Genomic DNA, 17,811 nt, shown 5'->3' with positions numbered 1-17,811 from the left:
GTATTCACGACCGACTACCCTCCATATGCGGCGCCGGGACTGAAGGATGGCGGCGCTGCCGTCCAGATGTTGCGCGACATCTTGCGCCCACTCGGCCACAGCGTGCATGTGGACTATTTGCCCTGGGCTCGTCTGGCCCGTGAGCTCAAGCAGCAACGCTATGACTTGGTCTTGCTGGCCTGGCCGGGGGACTTGAGTCAGCATGGCTTGCTGCCGAGTTCGGCTTGGTTCGTCAGCCGCTTGGGTCTGTTTGTGCGGCGAGAGCAACTGAGCAAAGCCGGCCTCAGCATCGAGGCGCTGCGAGGGCAGAGCGTCGGTGTCGTGCGCGACTATGCCTATCCACCGGAAATTCTGGCCAGTGGTTTGCATATTGAACTGGGCACCTCAGACGAGCAAAACTTGCGCAAGCTGGCGGCCGGGCGCTTTGACTACGCCTTGCTTGAGCATGCCGTAGGTCGCTATTTGCTGCGCCGCCAGGCTGCGGGAATGCAAGCTGACGAGATCGTCTGGCAGGAGCCGGCGCTGGCCGAGTTGCCCATCCATGTCGGTGTGGTCCCTGGGCGCCCCAATTCAGCGGCGCTGTTGCAGGCCTTGGAGCTGGGATTGCAGGCCTACAAGCGCGATGGCAGCTACCGACGGCTCTTGCTCCAGCATCAGCTCGATGGCGTTCCAGACATCCATCCGCCGCGCCCCGCCCGGCGCCCCTGATTGAGCAGCAGACCGGCCTTGGCCTTCACAGCAGCCGCGCCCGCAGCGCCTCAACCTGGGTGCGGCCGACCGGCAGCTCGCTGCCATCGCTCAGCTCCAGCGTGTAGCGGCTGCCGCTGGCCACATGCAGGCGGCGTGCCTGCTTCAGATTGACGATCCATGAGCGGTGGCAGCGCAGGAACTCGCCGGGCAGCAGGGCGGCCAGTCGTTCCAGTGATTTGGCATGCAGCTCGACGCGGCCGTCGATCAGGCGCAGCTCGCTGGCCTCACCGTCGGCGCGGAAGCACAGCACCTCGCTCAGCTCGACCAGGGCCACACCGCGCGCACGCCAGACCGCCAGCTGACGCAGGCTGCGGCGCGCGCCCTCGGCCTGGCCCAGCAGGCGCTGCAGGGCCTGCTGCAAGCGTTCGCGGCTGAAGGGCTTGGGCACGAAGTCCAGTACGCCCAATTCGAAGGCCTGCAGCGCCCGCTCCGCATGGGCGGACACCACCACGGTGTGGAAGGCGCCGGCCACGGCCTGGCGAAGCAGATGAAAGCCGTCTTCACCGGCCAGATTGAGGTCCAGCAGCAGGCCGTCGCAGCCGCCCGCGCGCAAGCGTTCCTGTGCTTCGCCCAGCTCGGCCACGGCCTGGCAGTGCACGCCCGGCCCGACCAGTTCGCCGCACAGTCGCAGCAGGCGCTGACGCACCAGGGGTTCGTCCTCCACGATCAGCAGGCGCATCAGGGCCGCCCTCCCGCGTTCTGGGGCAGGACCAGCAGGCTGCACCAATGGCCTTGGCCGTCGGGTCCGTCGCTGAAACGCCAGCGCCCGGGGAAGGCTGTGGCCAGGCTGGTTTCGATGAAATGGCGTCCGGCGCCGCAGGGGCTGTTGCCTTTGCGCCCCGGCCCTTGCGGCGCCTGAAAGCGCAACTCGGTGGCGTCGCCCTGCGGTTCAATCTGCAGCAGGAAGGCGGGTTGGTCACGCAGTTCACCGCCATGGGTCAGCGCGTTCTCAAGCAGGGTGTGCAGCAGGCCCGGCGGCAGCATGATGCCGGCCGGCTGGCCTTCGACCTCCAGCGTGACGCCATGCCCGCGCAGCAGGGCCAGGATGCGCAGATGTGCGCGGCAGAGCTCCAGCTCCTGCTCCAGCGTGATCAGCGGCGCGTCGCCGAGTTGGCGCAGCTGGCTGAACTCTTCGGCCAGCAGATCCACCATGCGGCTGGCGCGAGCGGGCTCGGTTTCGATCAGCTCCTGGAGCGAGGTCAGGGTGTTCATCAGCCAGTGCGGCTGCATGCTGTTTCGTAGCAGCCGGGTCTGCAGCTCGGCCCGCTGTGCTTCGCTGCGGGCGGCCTGTTCGCCCAGGCGCAGCAGGCCGCGCGCATGACCGAGCAGCAAGAGGCTCATCAGCAGGGCCAGTGCCAGAAAGTAAAAACCGTCAAGAAAGGCCCCCGGCCAGATCAGGGCCAGGGCCAGGCTGCACAGCACGGTGGCCAGCAGTGGCCAGGCCATGCCCGGCTCCTGCGCCCGGCCGTGCCAGCACATCAGGGCGGCCGTCAACAGGCCCAGCACATGGGCCAAATAGCCTGCAATGTCGTAGCTGTAGCCCGGGCCGGCCCAGGCCAGCAGCAAGAAGGACAGGCCAGCCACCGGCACCCAGCGGCGGGCCGGCCCGAGCAATTGCCAGCGAGCCGCCAGGGCCAGGGGCAGCAGCCAGGCGGCCAAGCCGGTCAGCCCCAGGATCAGACCCAGTCGCCAAGGGTGCCAGGGATAGGCATAGCCCAGCAGCGGCCGCCAGGCCTCGGCCAGCGGCAGCAAGAGGCCGACTAGGCCCAGGGCCAGCAGCAGGCGCTGCTCGCTGCGCCGCCCGGTCTGCTGTCTGGCATGGTGGGCTGCGAGCATGAAGTAGCCCCAGGCCAGGGCCAGGCAACCGAAGGCCGCTGCGGCGACCATCCAAGGCGCATCGCGTGCGATGGCCTGGGTCTGTAAGTTGGCAATGCGCAGCTCCGCCTCTCCCGAACGAATGGCCAGCGGCCAGTGGCTGGATGCCCGCACGTGCAGCTGGTGTCGGCCCGCCCTCTGCGGTGGCAAGGGCACCCAGTGGTCCACACGGCCGGGCTGCTCCTCGGCCTGATTGAGGCCGACGCGGCCATTGCCGGCCAGGGCTTGCCCGTCCCAGCTCAGCTCGCTGGCGGCGCGCAGAAGCAGGCCCAGCACCAGGGGCTGCCGCGCCGCCTGTTCGTCCAGATCGATCTCAAAGCGCAGCTCGTAGGGGCCGGCCCATTGCGCCAGCAGGCGGCGGTCCAGTTTCTGCCATGGTCGCTCGGGCTGGCTGAGCTCGCGCATCTGAGCGGGCTGGATCTGCACCCCGGCCCCTTGACCCTGCGCGGCGCCGAGCTGCCAGAGCGCGCACAAGAGCAAGAGGGCCAGCACGGCCAAGAGCGAACGCAGCAAGAGTGTCATGGCCGGCATGGTAGCGAGGCTCCGCCACTTGGCGGAGCCGTTCAGCGGTCTGCTGGAGCAGTTCAGCAGGCGGCGGCGCGACGCCAGCCGACATCGCGAGCACAGTGAGGCTTCCAGTTCAACTGATGGAGTGAGTGAGGCCACTATGGGATCCATAACTTTTTATCGCAGCGGTTTTCTGATCGCGACTCTGCTCGCTTGTGGGGCAGCCAATGCAGCGCCCGCAGCCGGTGACTTGAGCTACGAGCCCTTCGCCTTGCCCGTGCGCGGCCAGGCGCCGGTGGCGGCCGAGCTGGGCACGCTGACCGTGCCGGTCCGCCATGCTCAGCCGGCCGGCGCCACTCTGAGCCTGCGCTTTGTGCGGCTGAAGGCTGTGCAGCCGGTGGCCGGGCTGGCGCCGGTGGTGTACCTGGCCGGCGGGCCCGGCGGTTCCGGCATTGGCTCGGCCCTGGGTGCTCGTTGGCCGCTGTTTGACCGCGTCCGCCAGCAGCAGGATTTGATCTTGCTGGACCAGCGCGGCACCGGCCGGTCCAGCGCAGCGCCGAACTGTCCGCACGCGCTGGAACTGCCGAGCCAGCAGCCACAGGACTACGCCCGTCAGCTCGCGGCCGACCAGGCGCAGGCCCGGCTTTGCCTGGCCTTCTGGCGCCAGCAGGGCTGGGATCCGAATGCCTTCAACACCGAGAAGAACGCCGCCGATCTGGCCCTGCTGCGGCGCGCCCTGGGTGTGCCCAGGCTCAGCCTCTGGGGCATGAGCTATGGCACGCATCTGGCGTTTGCCGCGCTGCGCACCCAAGGGCAGACCCTGGAGCGTGTGATCCTGATGGGCAGCGAGGGCCCGAACGACACGCTCAAGCTGCCGCTGGACGCCGACCGGCTGATCAGCCAGATCGCCGCCCAGCGGCAGCGGCCCGATCTGCCGACGCTGATGGCCTCGGTGATCGCCGGCCTGGCGGTCAAGCCCATGCAGCTGAGCGTGCCGGGGCAGCCGGGTCTGGAGGGTGGCATTTGGGTGAGCGCCTTTGATCTGCAACTGGCCACCGTCATGCTGCTGGCCCGGCGCGACAGTGCGCTGCAACTGCCGGAGTTCTACGATGGGCTGGCCGCAGGGAAATGGGATGCTTTGGCCACGCTGGTGCGCGACATCCGCCGCTACGGCGGCGAGCAGCGCCTGATGCCGCTGGCCATGGATGTGGCTTCGGGCGCCTCGCCGCTGCGTTTGCGCCAGATTGCCGCGGAAGAAGGGCGCAGCCTGCTCGGGCCGGCACTGAATTTTCCCTTTCCGCAGATCGGCGAGGGCCTGGGCATCGAGGATATGGGCGAGGCCTTCCGCGCCTTTCCGGCCAGCGCCGTGCCGACCCTGTTCGTCAGCGGCGAGCAGGACGGCCGCACGCCGCTGCACAACGCCGAGCGCTTGCAGCGCGGCTTTCGCCACAGCCGCCATCTGGTGATCGAAGGCGCAGGCCACGACGACGATCTGTGGCTGGCTAGCCCGGTGCTGGCCGAGCGCATGGCCGACTTCCTGGCGGGGCGGGAGGTGAGCACGGCCTGGCTGCCGCGCGGGCCTGGCAAGTAGGGCTAAGAGCTTCTCGGGCGCAGCGCTCCAGGCTTGCGCCGCGCCCAGTGGATGGCCAGGTTCGACAGCACCATCACCAGCAGCAAATCGCCCCAGAGCGTGTACCAAAGCCAGGCGTCTTTGGACATCAGGCTGGCCACGGCCGCATTGACCCCGGCCAAGGCCAGGCCCATGGCGCACATGCCGGCCGAGAGCCGGCGCGCGTCGATATCGCTGTAGACCAGATAGTTCATCACCCGCTTGCCCAGCCAGCGGCCGCCAGCCAGCGCGTCGACGCCGAAGGCGCAGGCCACCAGGCCGCCGATCACGCTGGCCTTGAGCTGCACCAGAAACTCCGACTCGAAGTACCAGGAGAAGCCGGCCGACAGCAGCATCACGACCACGCCAAACAAGGCCATGCCGCCGAGCAGATCGACCCGCCGCGCGGGCGGCGCGAAGCGGTGGATGGCCCATTGCAAGGGCAGCAGGGCCAGGCCGGCGGCGGCCGTCACCAGGGCGGCCGTGCGCAAATCACCGAGCTTGCCCATCACGAAGAAGAGCAGGCCGAGCGCAATGTCCACGGCGATCGCGGGCGCCTGGCCCTTGAGGCGCGAGAAATCGGGTGCGCCCGGTGCCGAGGCCTGCCGCTGGCGCTTGGCCATCATGGCCTGCACCCGAGCCAGGGAGGCGAAGGGGTCGGGGTGGGAACGGTAGAGCACCTGGCCCTGACGCGACACCTTGATGCCGTAGCTGAGCACCGTGCGCGGGCCCAGCTCGAAGAGCAGCGGGCCTTGTGCCGTGTCCAGCTGCAGCCGATGCAGGCGATAGGGGGAGTGGCCGAAGTCTTGCCGGTCTTCCAGCGTCTGCCCCTCATGCGTGAGCAGGAGGCGCGAGCTGCGCAGGCCGGTTTCGAGGCGCAGGGCGTAGCGCTGGTCGTCGATGTCGACCGGGTAGTGGTAGGTCCAGATCTTCAAGGTCGGGTGGCGATGTCGGGGTTCAGCGCAGGATCTCGAGCAGGCGATCCAGCCCGCCCTCGTTGATCGCCACCATGGCCTGCTCGCGCACTTTGGGCTTGGCGTGAAAAGCCACCGACAGGCCGGCCGCGCCCATCATGGGCAAGTCGTTGGCGCCGTCACCCACGGCGATGCACTGCGCCGGCAGGGCGCCGATCTCGGCCGCGCATTGCTCCAGCATGCGGCGCTTTTCTTCACCGTCGCAGATCTCGCCCCAGGGCTGCATCACGAGCGCGCCGGTCAGTTGGCCGTCCTCGATCTCCAGCTCATTGCTGCGAACCCAGTCCATGCCCAGCTCGGCAGCCACATAAGACGTGAAAAACGTGAAGCCACCCGAGACCAGCAGGAGCTTCAAGCCCGCGGCTTTGAGCGCTGCACACAGTTCGCGCGCCCCGGGGTTGAACTGCAGGCGCTCTTGCAGCACCTGCTCCAGCGCGCTCACCGGCACACCTTGCAAGAGCGCCAGGCGGCGGCGCAGGCTGTCCTTGAAATCGGTGATCTCGCCGCGCATGGCGGCTTCGGTGATGGCTGCGACTTCCTCTTTCTTGCCCGCGGCGGCGGCAATCTCGTCAATGCACTCGATATTGATCAGGGTCGAGTCCATGTCGAAAGCGGCGAGGCGGAAATCGCTCTGGCGCAGCGGGGGCGTGAAGCCCTGGGTCACGAGGTCTTGCATATCAAAAAACTCAGTCCTGCTTGATGGGTTGGCCGAGCAGCCTCAGCACTTCGCGGATCGCCTGTGCCCGGTCCTTGGGGTCGCTCAGCGCCTTATCGATGCGCAGCTTGTCATTGCCGACCAGCTTGATGTTCTTGTTCTTCTGCACCAGCTCGATCACGCGCATGGCGTCGATCGGTGGGTTGGGGCGGAAGTTGATGTTCATCACCATGGGCGCAGCGTCGATCTTGCTGACACCGTAAGGCTTGGCCAGCACGCGCAGGCGGTGGGTGTCGAACAGGGTCTGGCCTTGCGCGGGCAGCTTGCCGAAACGGTCGGTCACCTCTTCCAGCAACTTGTCGATCTGTTCGCTCTTCTCGGCCGTGGCCAGGCGCTTGTAGAGCGAGAGGCGCTGGTGCACATCGCCGCAGTAGGCATCGGGCAGCAGGGCGGGGGCATGCAGATTGATCTCGGTGGTGGCACCCAGGGGCGAGAGCAGATCGGGCTCCTTGCCGGCCTTGAGCGAGCGCACGGCTTCCGACAGCATCTCGTTGTAGAGCTGGAAGCCGATCTCCATCATATTGCCGCTCTGGTGCTCGCCCAGCATTTCGCCCGCGCCGCGGATCTCCAGATCGTGCATGGCCAGGTAGAAGCCGGAACCGAGCTCTTCCATGCCCTGGATGGCGTCCAGGCGCTGGGCGGCCTGCTTGGTCAGGCCTTCCAGATCGGGCACCATCAGGTAGGCATAGGCTTGGTGGTGCGAGCGGCCAACACGGCCGCGCAGCTGGTGCAGCTGGGCCAGGCCGAACTTGTCGGCGCGGCTGATGATGATGGTGTTGGCGCTGGGCACGTCGATGCCGGTCTCGATGATGGTCGAGCACAGCAGCACATTGTGTTTGCCGCCCACGAACTCGCGCATCACCCGCTCCAGCTCGCGCTCGGGCATCTGGCCGTGGGCGATGATGATGCGGGCCTCGGGCACCAGCTCTTCGAGCTTCTGGCGCCGGTTCTCGATGGTCTCGACCTCGTTGTGCAGGAAGTAGACCTGGCCGCCGCGCTTGAGCTCGCGCAGCATGGCCTCGCGGATGGTGCCGCTGGTTTCGCTGCGCACAAAGGTCTTGATCGCCAAGCGGCGCTGCGGCGCGGTGGCAATGACGCTCAAATCGCGCAAGCCTTCCAGCGCCATGCCCAGGGTCCGCGGGATCGGCGTGGCGGTCAGGGTCAGCACGTCGACCTCGGCCCGCATGGCCTTCATCGCCTCCTTGTGGCGCACGCCGAAGCGGTGTTCCTCGTCGATCACCAGCAGGCCGAGCCTTGCGAACTTGCAGTCCGCCGAGAGCAGCTTGTGCGTGCCGACCACGATGTCGATGGTGCCGTCGGCCAGGCCTTCCAGCGCTGCCTTGATTTCTTTGGCCGAGCGGAAGCGGCTCATCTCCGCCACCTTGACCGGCCAGCGGCCGAAGCGGTCGGCGATGTTCTGGTAGTGCTGCTCGGCCAGCAAGGTGGTGGGCGCGAGGATGGCGACCTGCTTGCCGCCCATGACGGCGACGAAGGCCGCGCGCAGTGCCACCTCGGTCTTGCCGAAGCCCACATCGCCGCAGACCAGGCGGTCCATGGGTTTGGGGCTGATCATGTCCTGGATCACCGCATGGATGGCGGCGCGCTGGTCGGGCGTTTCCTCGAAGCCGAAGCTGGCTGCAAAGGCCTCGTAGTCCGGGCCCGAGTAGCGGAAGGCATGGCCCTCGCGGGCGGCGCGGCGGGCGTAGAGATTCAGCAGCTCGGCGGCGGTGTCGCGCACCTGCTCTGCGGCCTTGCGCTTGGCCTTTTCCCACTGGCCCGAGCCCAGGCGGTGCAGCGGTGCTTCTTCCGCCGAGACGCCGGTGTAGCGGCTGATCAGGTGCAGTTGGGCCACCGGCACATAGAGCGTGGCCTTGTCGGCGTATTCCAGATGCAGGAATTCGCTGGCGCCCCCATCTGCACCATTTGCGATGTCAATATTGATCAGGCCCTGGTAGCGGCCGATGCCGTGGTTGTTGTGCACCACCGGGTCGCCGACCTTGAGCTCGGACAGGTCCTTGATCAGGGCGTTGACGTCGGAGACCTGCTCCTGCTTGCGCCGGCGCCGCGTGGTCGGCGTGGTGGCGAAGAGTTCCGTCTCGGTGAAGATCTGAATCTGGTGACCGCCCTCGGGGTCGTTCCAGAAAAAGCCAGCCGCCAGAGGCGCGGCCGTGATGGCGAACTTCTCCGGGCTGGTCTCGAAATCAGCCAGGCCGCTGACCGAGGGCGGGTCGATCTTGTTGTCGCGCAACAGCTCCAGCAGGCTCTCGCGCCGGCCTTCGCTCTCGGCCAGCAGCAGCACGCGGTGCGGCGTGCTCAGCAGATGGGCGGCCAGGCGGGCCAGGGGCTCTTGCGCGCCGCGCTCGACGGACACATCGGGCAGGGGCCGGGCATAGTCCACCGCTTCCTTGCCCCGCACGGCCAGAACCGCGTGGCCATGGGTCAGGGCGAAGAACTCCTCGCTCTTGAAGTAGATCTCCTCGGGCGGCAGGATGGGCCGCTCGGGGTCGTGTTGGATGAAGCGGTGGCGCTCGCGGGTGTCGGTCCAGAAGCGGCCCAGGGCCTCGTCGATCTCGCCGTGCAGGGCCAGGGCGCAATGCTCGCCCAGGAACTCGAAGATGCTGGCCGTCTGCTCAAAGAACAGAGGCAGGTAGTACTCGATGCCGCCGGTGGCGATGCCCTGGCCCATGTCCTTGTAGATGCGCGAACGGCTCGGGTCGCCCTCCATCTTTTCGCGCCAACGCGAGCGGAAGGTCTGGCGCGCCGCCTCGTCCATAGGGAACTCGCGCCCCGGCAGCAGTCGCACCGCCGGCACCGGGTAGAGGCTGCGCTGGCTGTCGGGGTCAAAGGTGCGGATGGAATCGACTTCATCACCGAAGAGGTCGACCCGGTAGGGCACCAGCGAGCCCATGGGGAAGAGGTCGATCAGGCCGCCGCGCACCGCGTACTCGCCCGGCGATACGACTTGCGCGACATGGTTGTAGCCGGCCAGGGTCAGCTGGGATTTGAGGCTGGCTTCGTCCAGGCGCTGCTTTTGCGCGAAGTTGAAGGTGGTGGCGGCCAGGAAGCTGGGCGGGGCCAGACGGGTCAGCGCCGTGGTGGCCGGCAGCAGCACCACGTCCAGCTCGCGCTCGGCGGCCGGCTTGCCGCGGCTTTGCAGCAGCTGCCAGAGCGTGGCCAAGCGCTCGGAGATCAGGTCCTGGTGGGGCGAGAAGGTGTCGTAGGGCAGGGTTTCCCAATCGGGGAAGACGCCCACGCGCAGCTCGGGCGCGAAGAACTTGAGCTCGTCCTCCAGGCGCTGGGTGTCGCCCGGCTCGGCGGTGATGATGGCCGTCAGCCGGCCGGCGCCCAGTTGCTGCTGAGCGAAGCGCGCCAGCAGCAGCGCATCGGCCGAGCCGGTAGGGCGGGGCAGGCTGAACTTCTTGCCGGGCTGGATCAGGGGGAGCTGCAGGGACGAGGGCATGGCGGGCGCACAAATGAGAGCAGCCCCGAACTGGGGCTGGGGGCATTGTAGGGAGGGCGCCTCGGCCTTGCTTCAGCGAGGCTGTCGTTGCAGGCGCAGCGGCTGTTCGCCCAGCGCCCGAGCGCGCAGCTGCCCGCAGCCGCCGTCCACATCCTGACCGGCCGAATCACGCAGCTTGGTCAACACGCCGCGCTGGTGCAGGGCGCGGGCGATGCCCTCGGCCTTGTCCCAGCTGGGCCGCGTGAAGGGCAGCTCGGGCACGCTGTTGTAGGGAATCATGTTCAAGATGGCGTATTTGCCCTTGAGCAGGCGGACGATGCCGTCCAGTTCCTCGGCCGTGTCATTGATGCCGTCCAGCAGGGTCCACTGGTACTGGATCGGATAGCCGGTCTTGCGCGCGTAGTCTTCACCCAGCTCGACCAGTTCCTCCGGTGTCAGCCGCGGCGCGCGCGGCAGCAGACGTTCGCGCAAATCGGCGCGGCTGGTGTGCAGGGACAAAGCCAGCGCCGGTTTGACCGGGCCCAGGGGCAGGCGCTCGAACACACGCGGGTCGCCGACCGTCGAGAACACCAGGTTCTTGTGGCCGATATTGCCTTCCAGCCCCAGCAGCTCGATCGCCTCGAGCACATGCTCGAGGTTGTGGGCCGGCTCGCCCATGCCCATGAACACGACCTTCTTGACCGGCCGCAGGCTGCGCGCCAGGGCCACTTGCGCAATGATTTCGGCGCTGGTGACTTGGCGGATCAGGCCCTCGCGCCCGGTCATGCAGAACTGGCAGCCAACCGCGCAGCCGACCTGGCTGGACACGCACAAGCCATCGCGCGGCAGCAGCACGCTCTCCACGGTCATGCCGTCGCGCAAGGCCAGCAGCAGACGCGCCGAGCCGTCTTCGCCGGCATGTTTGGAGACGAGGCGGGTCAGGCCCTGCAGCTCCGCGTCCAGCGTTTCCAGGCCTTCACGCAAGGCCAGGGGCAGAAAGTTCTCGGGCTTGCGCCGGCTGCGCTCATGCGGGCGCGCCCGCACCCAGTCACGCAGGAGGCGGAGTTCATGGGGCGGCTTGGCGCCCAGGGCGCGCAGGCGCTGGCGGATGTCTTCGATGCGCATGGGGCGGCGATTGTCGCTCAGACCTCGCCCAGACCCCGCACAACGCGGCGCTCACTGCGGCAGGCTCAAACGCACTTCCAGACCGCCACCCTCGCGGTTGCTCAGGCCAATGCGGCCGCCATGCGCCTCGGCGATCTCGCGCGCCAGGGCCAGGCCGAGCCCGGTGCCGCCCTGCTGGCCGCCGCTGCGCTTGGTCGAATAAAAGGGCAGCAAGGCCTGGGCCAGCACCGCTTCGCTCATGCCGCTGCCGCGGTCGCTGACGATGAAGCAGAGTTCGCCGGCCCGCCATTGCACGGCCAGGCTGACTTCCTCGGCCGGGCCGCCGGCTTCCTGTGCGTTCTTGAGCAGATTGAGCAGGGCCTGGGCGATCTGGCCGGCGTCGAAACGGGCAGCTTGCGTCGGCGTCTCGCCGTCCAGACGGTAGGGCTGCTGGGCCAGCAGGCCACCCAGAAAGCTCGGCCAGTCCACCGCCTGCCACTGCGGTGCCGGTAGTTTGGCGAACTCGGCATAGGCGGCCAGAAAGCTGTGCAGATGGCGCGAGCGTTCGCCGATATTGCGGAACACCGCCTCCAGGCGCTCGATCTGGCCGCGCCGCGCCAGTTCGGCGCCGCTGTGGGCAAAAGAGGAGATCGGCGCCAGCGAATTGTTGAGCTCGTGGCTGATGACGCGGATCACCCGCTTCCAGCTTGCCACTTCCTGGCGCGAGAGTTCGCGCGTCATGCGCCGCAGCAGCAGCAGGCGCTGTGGCTGGCCTTGCAGCTGCAGGCGGCGCTGCGAGAGGTGGAAAAGCTCGTCCTGCCCGCCCTCACTCATGGCAAACACCTGGTCCTGTTCGCTGGCCAGGGCTTGGCGCAAGCTCTCGGGTGCCTCGCTCAGCAACTCGGCCAGGCTACGGCCAGCGAGACTGCGCCCCTGATTCAGCAGCTGGCGGGCGGCGATATTGGCATAACTGACCCGGCCCTCGGGCTCGCTGAGCAGCAGCAGGGCCAGCGGCGTGTTCTGCACCACCGTGTCCAGCAGCAGCTCGCGCCGGGCCAGCTGCTGGCGCTGCTCGCGCAGGGCCAAGCCCAATTCCTGATGGGCGCGCAGCAAGGCCGCCAATTCCTTGCCGCCCAAGCGGCCCATGCCGCCGGCGGCGATCGACATGCTGAAGTCGCCATCCCGGTAGTTCAGCACCGCGCCCTCGAGCGCGCGCAGCAGGCGGCGCAGCGGCGCGAGCAGCACGCCGCTCAGCCAGAGCAGGGGCAGCAGCACGAGGGCCAGGCTGGCGGGCGGCAGCTGCCAGCGGGCCACGGCCGCCTGGGCCGCCATGCCGAGAATGGCAGCCACGAGCAAGGCCAGGAAGAGACGCAGATGCATGGTGAGGCGTGCCCGGACTCAGAGCGGGTCGGCGATGCCGTAACGCTCCATCCGCCGGTACAGGGCCTGGCGCGACAAACCCAGGGCCTGGGCGGCCCGACTGACCACGCCGCCGCTGGCATTCAGCGCGGCTTGCACCGCCGCACGGCTGGGCTCATCGAGATTGCGGTGGTTGGCATTGGCGCCAGGGCCCGCCGCGGGCACTTGCGTGCTGAGCAGGCCCAGATCGGCCGGCTGGATCAGGCCCTCGCGGCAGAGCAGGGCGGCGCGCGCCATGGCGTTCTTGAGCTCGCGCACATTGCCCGGCCAAGCGTGGGCAAGCAGGGCGGCACGGCTGGCCTCGCTGAGTTGGGGTCGCCGTTCCTCGGCGGTCTGCGCCGCAGCCAGGAAATGCTCGGCCAGGGGCAGGATGTCCTCGCGCCGCTGGGCCAGGGGCGCCAGACGCAGCTCGATCACATTGAGGCGGTAAAACAGGTCTTCGCGAAAGCTGCCGGCCGCCACCATGGCTTGCAGATCGGCATTGGTGGCCGAGAGCACGCGCACCCGAGTTTCGCGCGTGCGGTTGGAGCCCAGGCGCTCGAAGCGGCCGGTCTCGAGCACGCGCAGCAGCTTGATCTGGCCGGCCAGGGGCAGGTTGCCGATTTCATCCAGGAACAAGGTGCCGCCATCGGCCGCCTCAAAGCGGCCCTCGCGCGCCTTGTTGGCGCCGGTGTAGGCGCCGCTCTCGGCGCCGAACAGCTCGGCCTCAAGCAAGTCGCCGGGCAGGGCGCCGCAGTTCAGGGCGATGAAGGGCCCGCCGGCCACCGCCGAGTTGGCGTGGACGATGGCGGCAATGCGCTCCTTGCCGCTGCCGTTGGGCCCGGTGATCAGCACCGGCAGCGGTGCGCGGGCAACCTGGCAAGCAGTCTCCAGGGTCGCCAGCATGGCGTCGGAGCGGCAGACCAGGTCATCGAGGCGATAGCGCTGGCGCAGCTGTTCCAGGCGCTGGCTGCGTGCCTGGCGGCTGAGCTGCAATTCGCGCGTGGATTCCGACAACTCCAGCAGGTTTTCCACCGTGGCCAGCAGCTTGTGGTCGTCCCAGGGTTTGGCCAGGTAATCGGCGGCGCCGGCCTTGACCAGGGCCACGGCCTGCTCCAACTGGGTCCAGGCGGTCAGCAGGATCACAGGCAGGTCGGGGTGGGCGGCGCGCACGCGCTGGAACAGGGCCCGGCCTTCCTCGCCCGAGGTGGTGTCGGCGCTGAAGTTCATGTCCTGGATCAGCAGGTCAACTTCGTTGCGAGCGAGCAGCTCCAGGCCTTTCTCGGGGCTGGGCGCGTAGAGGGCGCGGATGTCGTGCAGCGAGAGCAGCAGGCTCAGGGCCTCGCCCACGCCGGGGTTGTCGTCAATGATCAGAATCGTTCGCATATCGGGCGGGAGCATAGCCCGGGGGGAGGGGGGGACAGGTGAATGGTGAATGGTGACTAGTGACTGGTGAACGAGACGGGGGGCGAATCCCCCCACGACTCACGACTCACGATTCACGAACCCCCCAAAGATCACGCCGACCGCAGCGCCGCCACCGGCGGCAGAGCAGCCGCGCGGCGGGCCGGGCCGAGCACGGCCAGCTGGCCCAGGGCCCAAAGCGTGAGCGCACCCACGGGCAGGTAGTAGGCCGGCAGCAAGGGCAACTCGTAGCTGCGCATCAGCGCCAGATTGATGCCATAGGCCGCGGCCATGCCCAGGCCGATGCCAAGCGTGGAGAGCAGGAAGTTCTCGAGCTGGAAGTAGCGCAGGATCTGGCCGCGCGTGGCACCCAGGGCGCGGCGCGTGCCTATCATGCGCGTGCGCTGCTGCACCCAGAAGCTGGCCAGGCCGACGATGCCGAAGGCGGTGACCAGCAGCAGGGCCACACAGACGCCGCCGAGCAGCCAAATCATGGCGCGGTCCTGAGCGTAGTAGGCGCTGCGCATCTCTTCCAGGGTGCGGGCCTCGCGCACGATGCGCTTGCCGCCTATGGCCTCCAGTGCCGTGCCGGCGGCCTTCAGCGCGGCCTCCCGCTGCGCTGGATCCACCCGCATCACGTAATAGGCACCGCGGTAGCTGTTGCGCAGCGGCAGCAGCATGCCGTACTGGCCCGCACCTTCGGCGTCGCCTGGCCTCTGGGTTCTCGGGCCCGGATGGACATTGCCCAAGGTCTGCACCACGCCGATCACCTCCATCGGCGTATCGCCGAAGACGTAGACCTGTTTGCCCAGGGCAGAGCTGTCGGGGAACAAGCGCTTCGCCAGGGCCTGGCTGAGCACAATCTGGCGCGGCCGCGGTGGGTTCTCGCCGGGGCCGTTGAAGGCGTTGTCGAGCACGATTTCTTCGGCGCGGAAGTTGCGCCCCTCGACCAGCTTCAGACCCAAGGTGGTCAGGCCATGCTCGTCCACCGTGTACTGCGGAAAGCCGATGCTGTTGGCGTCCCGGTTGGGTTGCAGGCGCACGCCGCTGAAGCTGTTGCTGTTGCCGTACATGACCTGGTTGTTGATGCTGACATCGCGCACGCCGGGGATGGCGCGCAAGGCCTGCAGGTCCTGGCTGGTGACCTCATCGACATTGCCGACTGCGCCGATGCCGGCGACGCGAAGGGTCACCAGCTCGGCCTCGGCCAGGCCGCTGTCGGCCTGGATGCGCTCCAGGCGCTGGTGGATCAGGTGCAGGGCATTGCAGACGATGGCGCAGCTCAGGGCCACTTCGAGCACGATCAAGCCGGCGGCCGTCTTGTGGCGGCGCAGGGTGGAGAGGATGGGCATCAGTTCCATGGATCGAAACCTCACTGTGTTTTCAGTTGTCGGGCGGGGCTGACGCCGGCGGCGTGCCAGGCCGGCAGCAGGCCGGCGGTGAGGCTGGCCAAGAGGGCCAGGCCCAGGGTCAGGGCCAGCATGGGCCAGTCCATCTCGGCCAAGGCGGCATAAGGGGCCGGGCTCAGCCGCACCAGCGACAGCCCCAGGGCCGCCAGGGCCAGGCCCAGCAGACCGCCGATCAGGCCCAGCACACCGGCCTCGACCAGGAACTGCTGAAAGATGGCGCGGCGGGTGGCGCCCAGGGCGCGGCGCACGCCGATCTCGGCCGAGCGGCGCAGGCTCTTGGCCAGCAGCAGGCCCACGGTGTTGGTCAGGCAGACCAGCAAGAAGCCGAAGGCCAGCCAGACCTGCAAACGCACATCGCTGGGCAGCACCTGCTGCTGCTCCAGCCAGGCCATCACCGGGCGCAAGCGCACATTGGCCGGCCGCTCAAAGCGACCGGCGCGGCCCTGCTCCTCGGAGTACTGCTGCAGGTACTTGCGATAGTCCTCGGCCTGGGCGGCCGATTCCAGCTCGACCCAGTACTGCAGCCAGGCACAAGGCACGTTCAGATCGCGTGGGTGCTTGCCCCCCAGATCGCCCCAGCAACTCATATTGCCGGTGGCCCCCATATTCAGGCGCAGCGAGGTCGAGATCGGCGCATACACCTCGGCCGGCGCACTGTAGGCGCCCAGAGTCAGGTCGAAGTAGTGCGGCACGGGCCGCCAGGGCTTGAGCACACCGACGACGCGGAAACCCTGCTCGCGCAGGCGGATCTCGCGGCCCACGCTGTTGGCGCCGCCGAACAGCTTTTCGTTCAGGCTGTGTGAGATCACCACCACCCGGGCGTCGGCCAGGTCGGCGGCTTCGTCCCAGCCGCTGCCGTACTGGAAGGGCGCTTCGAACATGGTGAAGAAGTCCGCGCTGGTCCAGCGTGCCATGGTGATGAAGGGCTTGAGCTCGGGGTCCTCGGGCAGCACGGCGGTCTGGGAGCCGGTCATCATGACCTGGCGCTTGGCTTTCTTGGCTCGCAGCAGCGTCTCGGCATCAAAACGGGTCAGCTGCAAGGTCGGCTCGTCGCCGGGCTTGAAGCTGGGGTCGTTTGGTTCGGGATCGAGCTGCACATTGAAGAGGCGATCGCTCTTGCCCGGGATCGGGTCGCCGCCCAGCACATGGAAGACCGTCAGCGTGGTCATGCAGGCACCGATGCCCAGGCCCAGGGCCAGGATCATCAAGAGGCTCAGTCCGCGCGAGGCGCGGAAGCTGCGCAGGGCGAGGTCGAGGTAATAGCCCAGCATATTCATCAGGAGTTCTCCTTGGCGCTGCTGGCTTTGCCAGGCGCTTGCAGCAGTTGATTGACGGCGGCCAGGCTGGCCTCGTTGAGCTGACCGGCGGCCTGTTGCAAGAGCACGGTGGCCAGCACATGGCGATGGCGGGCCTGCTCGTGGGCGCCTTGCGCGGCGGTCTGCGACTGAATCGCCAGCAGCAGGTCGGTCATGCTGCGCGTGCCCAGGGCCTGGCCGGCACGGGTGGCAGCCAGGGCTTCGTTGGCGGCCTGCACGGCGGCTGCGGTGCTGTCCAGGAGCTGAGCGCTCAGCAGCACGGCCTGGTACTGGGCCTGGGTTTCGCGCTGCAGGGCGCGGCGCGCTTGCTCCAACTGCTCGCGCTGAGCGTCGCGCTGGTGCACGGCCCGACGGCTTTGGGCTTGGGTGGCGCCACCGGTCAGCAGCGGGATGGTCAGGCGCAGGGCCACGGTGTGCTCATTGCGGCCCTCCAGCGCCGCCGGCACGGCCGCGCCCTGCAGGCGCTGGCTGTCCAGGCCCAGGCTCAGGCTGGGCAGATGGGCGGCGCGGCTGGCGGCGATGCGGTCTTCGCTGGCCAGCAGACGCAGGGTTTCGGCGCGCAGGACCGGGTTCTGGCGCAGGGCTTGCTCGACCCAGGCTTCGCGCGAGGCCGGCTGCGGGGGCTGGGCTTGCAGCTCGGGGCTCAGTCCTTGCAGGGTGGCCGGGGCCTGGCCGGTGATCTCGGCCAGGGCGGCGCGTGCGTCTTCCAAGGCCTCCAGTGCTTGCAGGCTGTTGCCGCGCGAGAGCTGGTGGTAAGTGCGGGCCTGTTCGACATCGACCGCGGCCGACAAGCCCGCCTCGAAGCGCTTCTGGGCCTGCGCCACCTGGCCGGCAAAGGCCGCCTCATTGGCCTGCGCATTGCGCAGGGCGGCCTGGGCCGAGAGCACGCCGAAGTAGGCGCTGGCGACCCGGGCACAGAGCGCCTGCTCGGCCGCCTGCAGCTGGGCCTCCTCGGCCGAGAGCAGGCGGCTTTCAGCGTCCCATTCGCGCAGGCGGCTGAGGTCGAACAGCGCCTGGCTGATGCGGCTGCTCAGCTGCTGTTGGTGGGCACCGCCGGGCTGGCGGCTGGCGGCCAGCTCCAAGCTCCACTGCGGCAGCAAGGCAGCGCGGGCCTGGGCCACGCTTTGCTGCTGCACGCCGCGCAAGGCCTGGGCCTGGGCGAGGCGCGGGTCGGCGGCGTGGGCTTGGGCGTAGACCTGGAGCAGGTCCTGGCTCGCCTCGGCCCGCACCGAGCCGGCCAAGCCCAGGCCCAGGCTCACAAGCGCCGCAGCAGCCAGCCGGCGCCAGGTCGGGTGTGATCGCTTCATCGTG

13 protein-coding genes are annotated in these 17,811 nt (G+C 68.4%); 2 read left to right on the top strand and 11 right to left on the bottom strand.

Annotation, left to right across the window (positions count from 1 at the left end):
• Nucleotides 1-66: 66 nt before the first annotated feature.
• Entirely contained in the window at nt 67-708 is a 642-nt protein-coding gene (locus LNV23_RS09240; RefSeq protein WP_411910558.1) for a substrate-binding periplasmic protein, read from the top strand.
• A 25-nt stretch (nt 709-733) separates the two neighbouring features.
• On the opposite strand, the gene LNV23_RS09235 is transcribed toward LNV23_RS09240, so the two are convergent.
• A complete protein-coding gene (locus LNV23_RS09235; RefSeq protein ID WP_263562725.1) occupies nt 734-1,429 on the bottom strand; it encodes a LytR/AlgR family response regulator transcription factor in 696 nt (231 codons plus the stop codon).
• Nucleotides 1,429-3,147 (bottom strand): histidine kinase, encoded by a 1,719-nt coding sequence (locus LNV23_RS09230; protein ID WP_263562724.1) that lies wholly within the window; start codon nt 3,145-3,147, stop codon nt 1,429-1,431. The genes LNV23_RS09235 and LNV23_RS09230 overlap by 1 nt, the downstream gene beginning before the upstream one ends.
• A gap of 145 nt (nt 3,148-3,292) precedes the next feature.
• Here LNV23_RS09230 and LNV23_RS09225 point away from each other — a divergent pair, with 145 nt between their 5' ends.
• Nucleotides 3,293-4,723, top strand: a complete 1,431-nt coding sequence (locus LNV23_RS09225; RefSeq protein WP_263562723.1) for an alpha/beta fold hydrolase — start codon at nt 3,293-3,295, stop codon at nt 4,721-4,723.
• 2 nt (nt 4,724-4,725) lie between these two features.
• Here the strand turns inward: LNV23_RS09225 and LNV23_RS09220 are convergent, their stop codons facing one another.
• From LNV23_RS09220 to LNV23_RS09180, 9 genes are all read right to left on the bottom strand, one after another.
• Nucleotides 4,726-5,676 carry a septation protein IspZ gene (locus tag LNV23_RS09220; RefSeq protein ID WP_263562722.1) on the bottom strand — a complete coding sequence of 317 codons (951 nt, stop codon included), beginning with the start codon at nt 5,674-5,676 and terminating at the stop codon, nt 4,726-4,728.
• Nucleotides 5,677-5,698: 22 nt separating this feature from the next.
• Nucleotides 5,699-6,391 carry a phosphoserine phosphatase SerB gene (serB, locus tag LNV23_RS09215; RefSeq protein ID WP_263562721.1) on the bottom strand — a complete coding sequence of 231 codons (693 nt, stop codon included), beginning with the start codon at nt 6,389-6,391 and terminating at the stop codon, nt 5,699-5,701.
• Nucleotides 6,392-6,401: 10 nt separating this feature from the next.
• Complete coding sequence (gene mfd / locus LNV23_RS09210) at nt 6,402-9,878, bottom strand: transcription-repair coupling factor (protein ID WP_263562904.1); 3,477 nt, start codon at nt 9,876-9,878, stop codon at nt 6,402-6,404.
• An 84-nt stretch (nt 9,879-9,962) separates the two neighbouring features.
• Nucleotides 9,963-10,994, bottom strand: a complete 1,032-nt coding sequence (locus LNV23_RS09205) for an RNA methyltransferase (RefSeq protein WP_263562720.1) — start codon at nt 10,992-10,994, stop codon at nt 9,963-9,965.
• A 51-nt stretch (nt 10,995-11,045) separates the two neighbouring features.
• Nucleotides 11,046-12,353, bottom strand: a complete 1,308-nt coding sequence (locus tag LNV23_RS09200; protein ID WP_263562719.1) for a sensor histidine kinase — start codon at nt 12,351-12,353, stop codon at nt 11,046-11,048.
• An 18-nt stretch (nt 12,354-12,371) separates the two neighbouring features.
• Nucleotides 12,372-13,757 carry a sigma-54-dependent transcriptional regulator gene (locus tag LNV23_RS09195; protein ID WP_263562718.1) on the bottom strand — a complete coding sequence of 462 codons (1,386 nt, stop codon included), beginning with the start codon at nt 13,755-13,757 and terminating at the stop codon, nt 12,372-12,374.
• Nucleotides 13,758-13,888: 131 nt separating this feature from the next.
• Nucleotides 13,889-15,136 carry an ABC transporter permease gene (locus LNV23_RS09190; protein WP_263562717.1) on the bottom strand — a complete coding sequence of 416 codons (1,248 nt, stop codon included), beginning with the start codon at nt 15,134-15,136 and terminating at the stop codon, nt 13,889-13,891.
• Nucleotides 15,137-15,147: 11 nt separating this feature from the next.
• The gene (locus LNV23_RS09185) at nt 15,148-16,461 is read right to left on the bottom strand and encodes an ABC transporter permease (protein ID WP_263562716.1); all 1,314 of its coding nucleotides are present in this window, start codon (nt 16,459-16,461) and stop codon (nt 15,148-15,150) included.
• Entirely contained in the window at nt 16,461-17,807 is a 1,347-nt protein-coding gene (locus LNV23_RS09180) for a TolC family outer membrane protein (RefSeq protein ID WP_263562715.1), read from the bottom strand. Before LNV23_RS09180 ends, LNV23_RS09185 begins: the two co-directional genes overlap by 1 nt.
• Nucleotides 17,808-17,811: the final 4 nt, after the last annotated feature.

The organism is Kinneretia sp. DJ1R-11 (assembly GCF_025717595.1).
Lineage (GTDB): Bacteria > Pseudomonadota > Gammaproteobacteria > Burkholderiales > Burkholderiaceae_C > Paucibacter_A.
Note: the sequence above shows the minus strand (reverse complement) of the source record. Positions and strands in the feature narration are given on the sequence as shown.

Excerpts from the sequence above, each read along its gene's own strand:
- LNV23_RS09240 (WP_411910558.1), top strand. The coding sequence starts at position 67 with ATGTTGCGCGACATCTTGCGCCCACTCGGCCACAGCGTGCATGTGGAC.
- LNV23_RS09235 (WP_263562725.1), bottom strand. The coding sequence starts at position 1,429 with ATGCGCCTGCTGATCGTGGAGGACGAACCCCTGGTGCGTCAGCGCCTG.
- LNV23_RS09230 (WP_263562724.1), bottom strand. The coding sequence starts at position 3,147 with ATGACACTCTTGCTGCGTTCGCTCTTGGCCGTGCTGGCCCTCTTGCTC.
- LNV23_RS09225 (WP_263562723.1), top strand. The coding sequence starts at position 3,293 with ATGGGATCCATAACTTTTTATCGCAGCGGTTTTCTGATCGCGACTCTG.
- serB (WP_263562721.1), bottom strand. The coding sequence starts at position 6,391 with ATGCAAGACCTCGTGACCCAGGGCTTCACGCCCCCGCTGCGCCAGAGC.
- LNV23_RS09205 (WP_263562720.1), bottom strand. The coding sequence starts at position 10,994 with ATGCGCATCGAAGACATCCGCCAGCGCCTGCGCGCCCTGGGCGCCAAG.
- LNV23_RS09200 (WP_263562719.1), bottom strand. The coding sequence starts at position 12,353 with ATGCATCTGCGTCTCTTCCTGGCCTTGCTCGTGGCTGCCATTCTCGGC.
- LNV23_RS09195 (WP_263562718.1), bottom strand. The coding sequence starts at position 13,757 with ATGCGAACGATTCTGATCATTGACGACAACCCCGGCGTGGGCGAGGCC.
- LNV23_RS09190 (WP_263562717.1), bottom strand. The coding sequence starts at position 15,136 with ATGGAACTGATGCCCATCCTCTCCACCCTGCGCCGCCACAAGACGGCC.
- LNV23_RS09185 (WP_263562716.1), bottom strand. The coding sequence starts at position 16,461 with ATGAATATGCTGGGCTATTACCTCGACCTCGCCCTGCGCAGCTTCCGC.
- LNV23_RS09180 (WP_263562715.1), bottom strand. The coding sequence starts at position 17,807 with ATGAAGCGATCACACCCGACCTGGCGCCGGCTGGCTGCTGCGGCGCTT.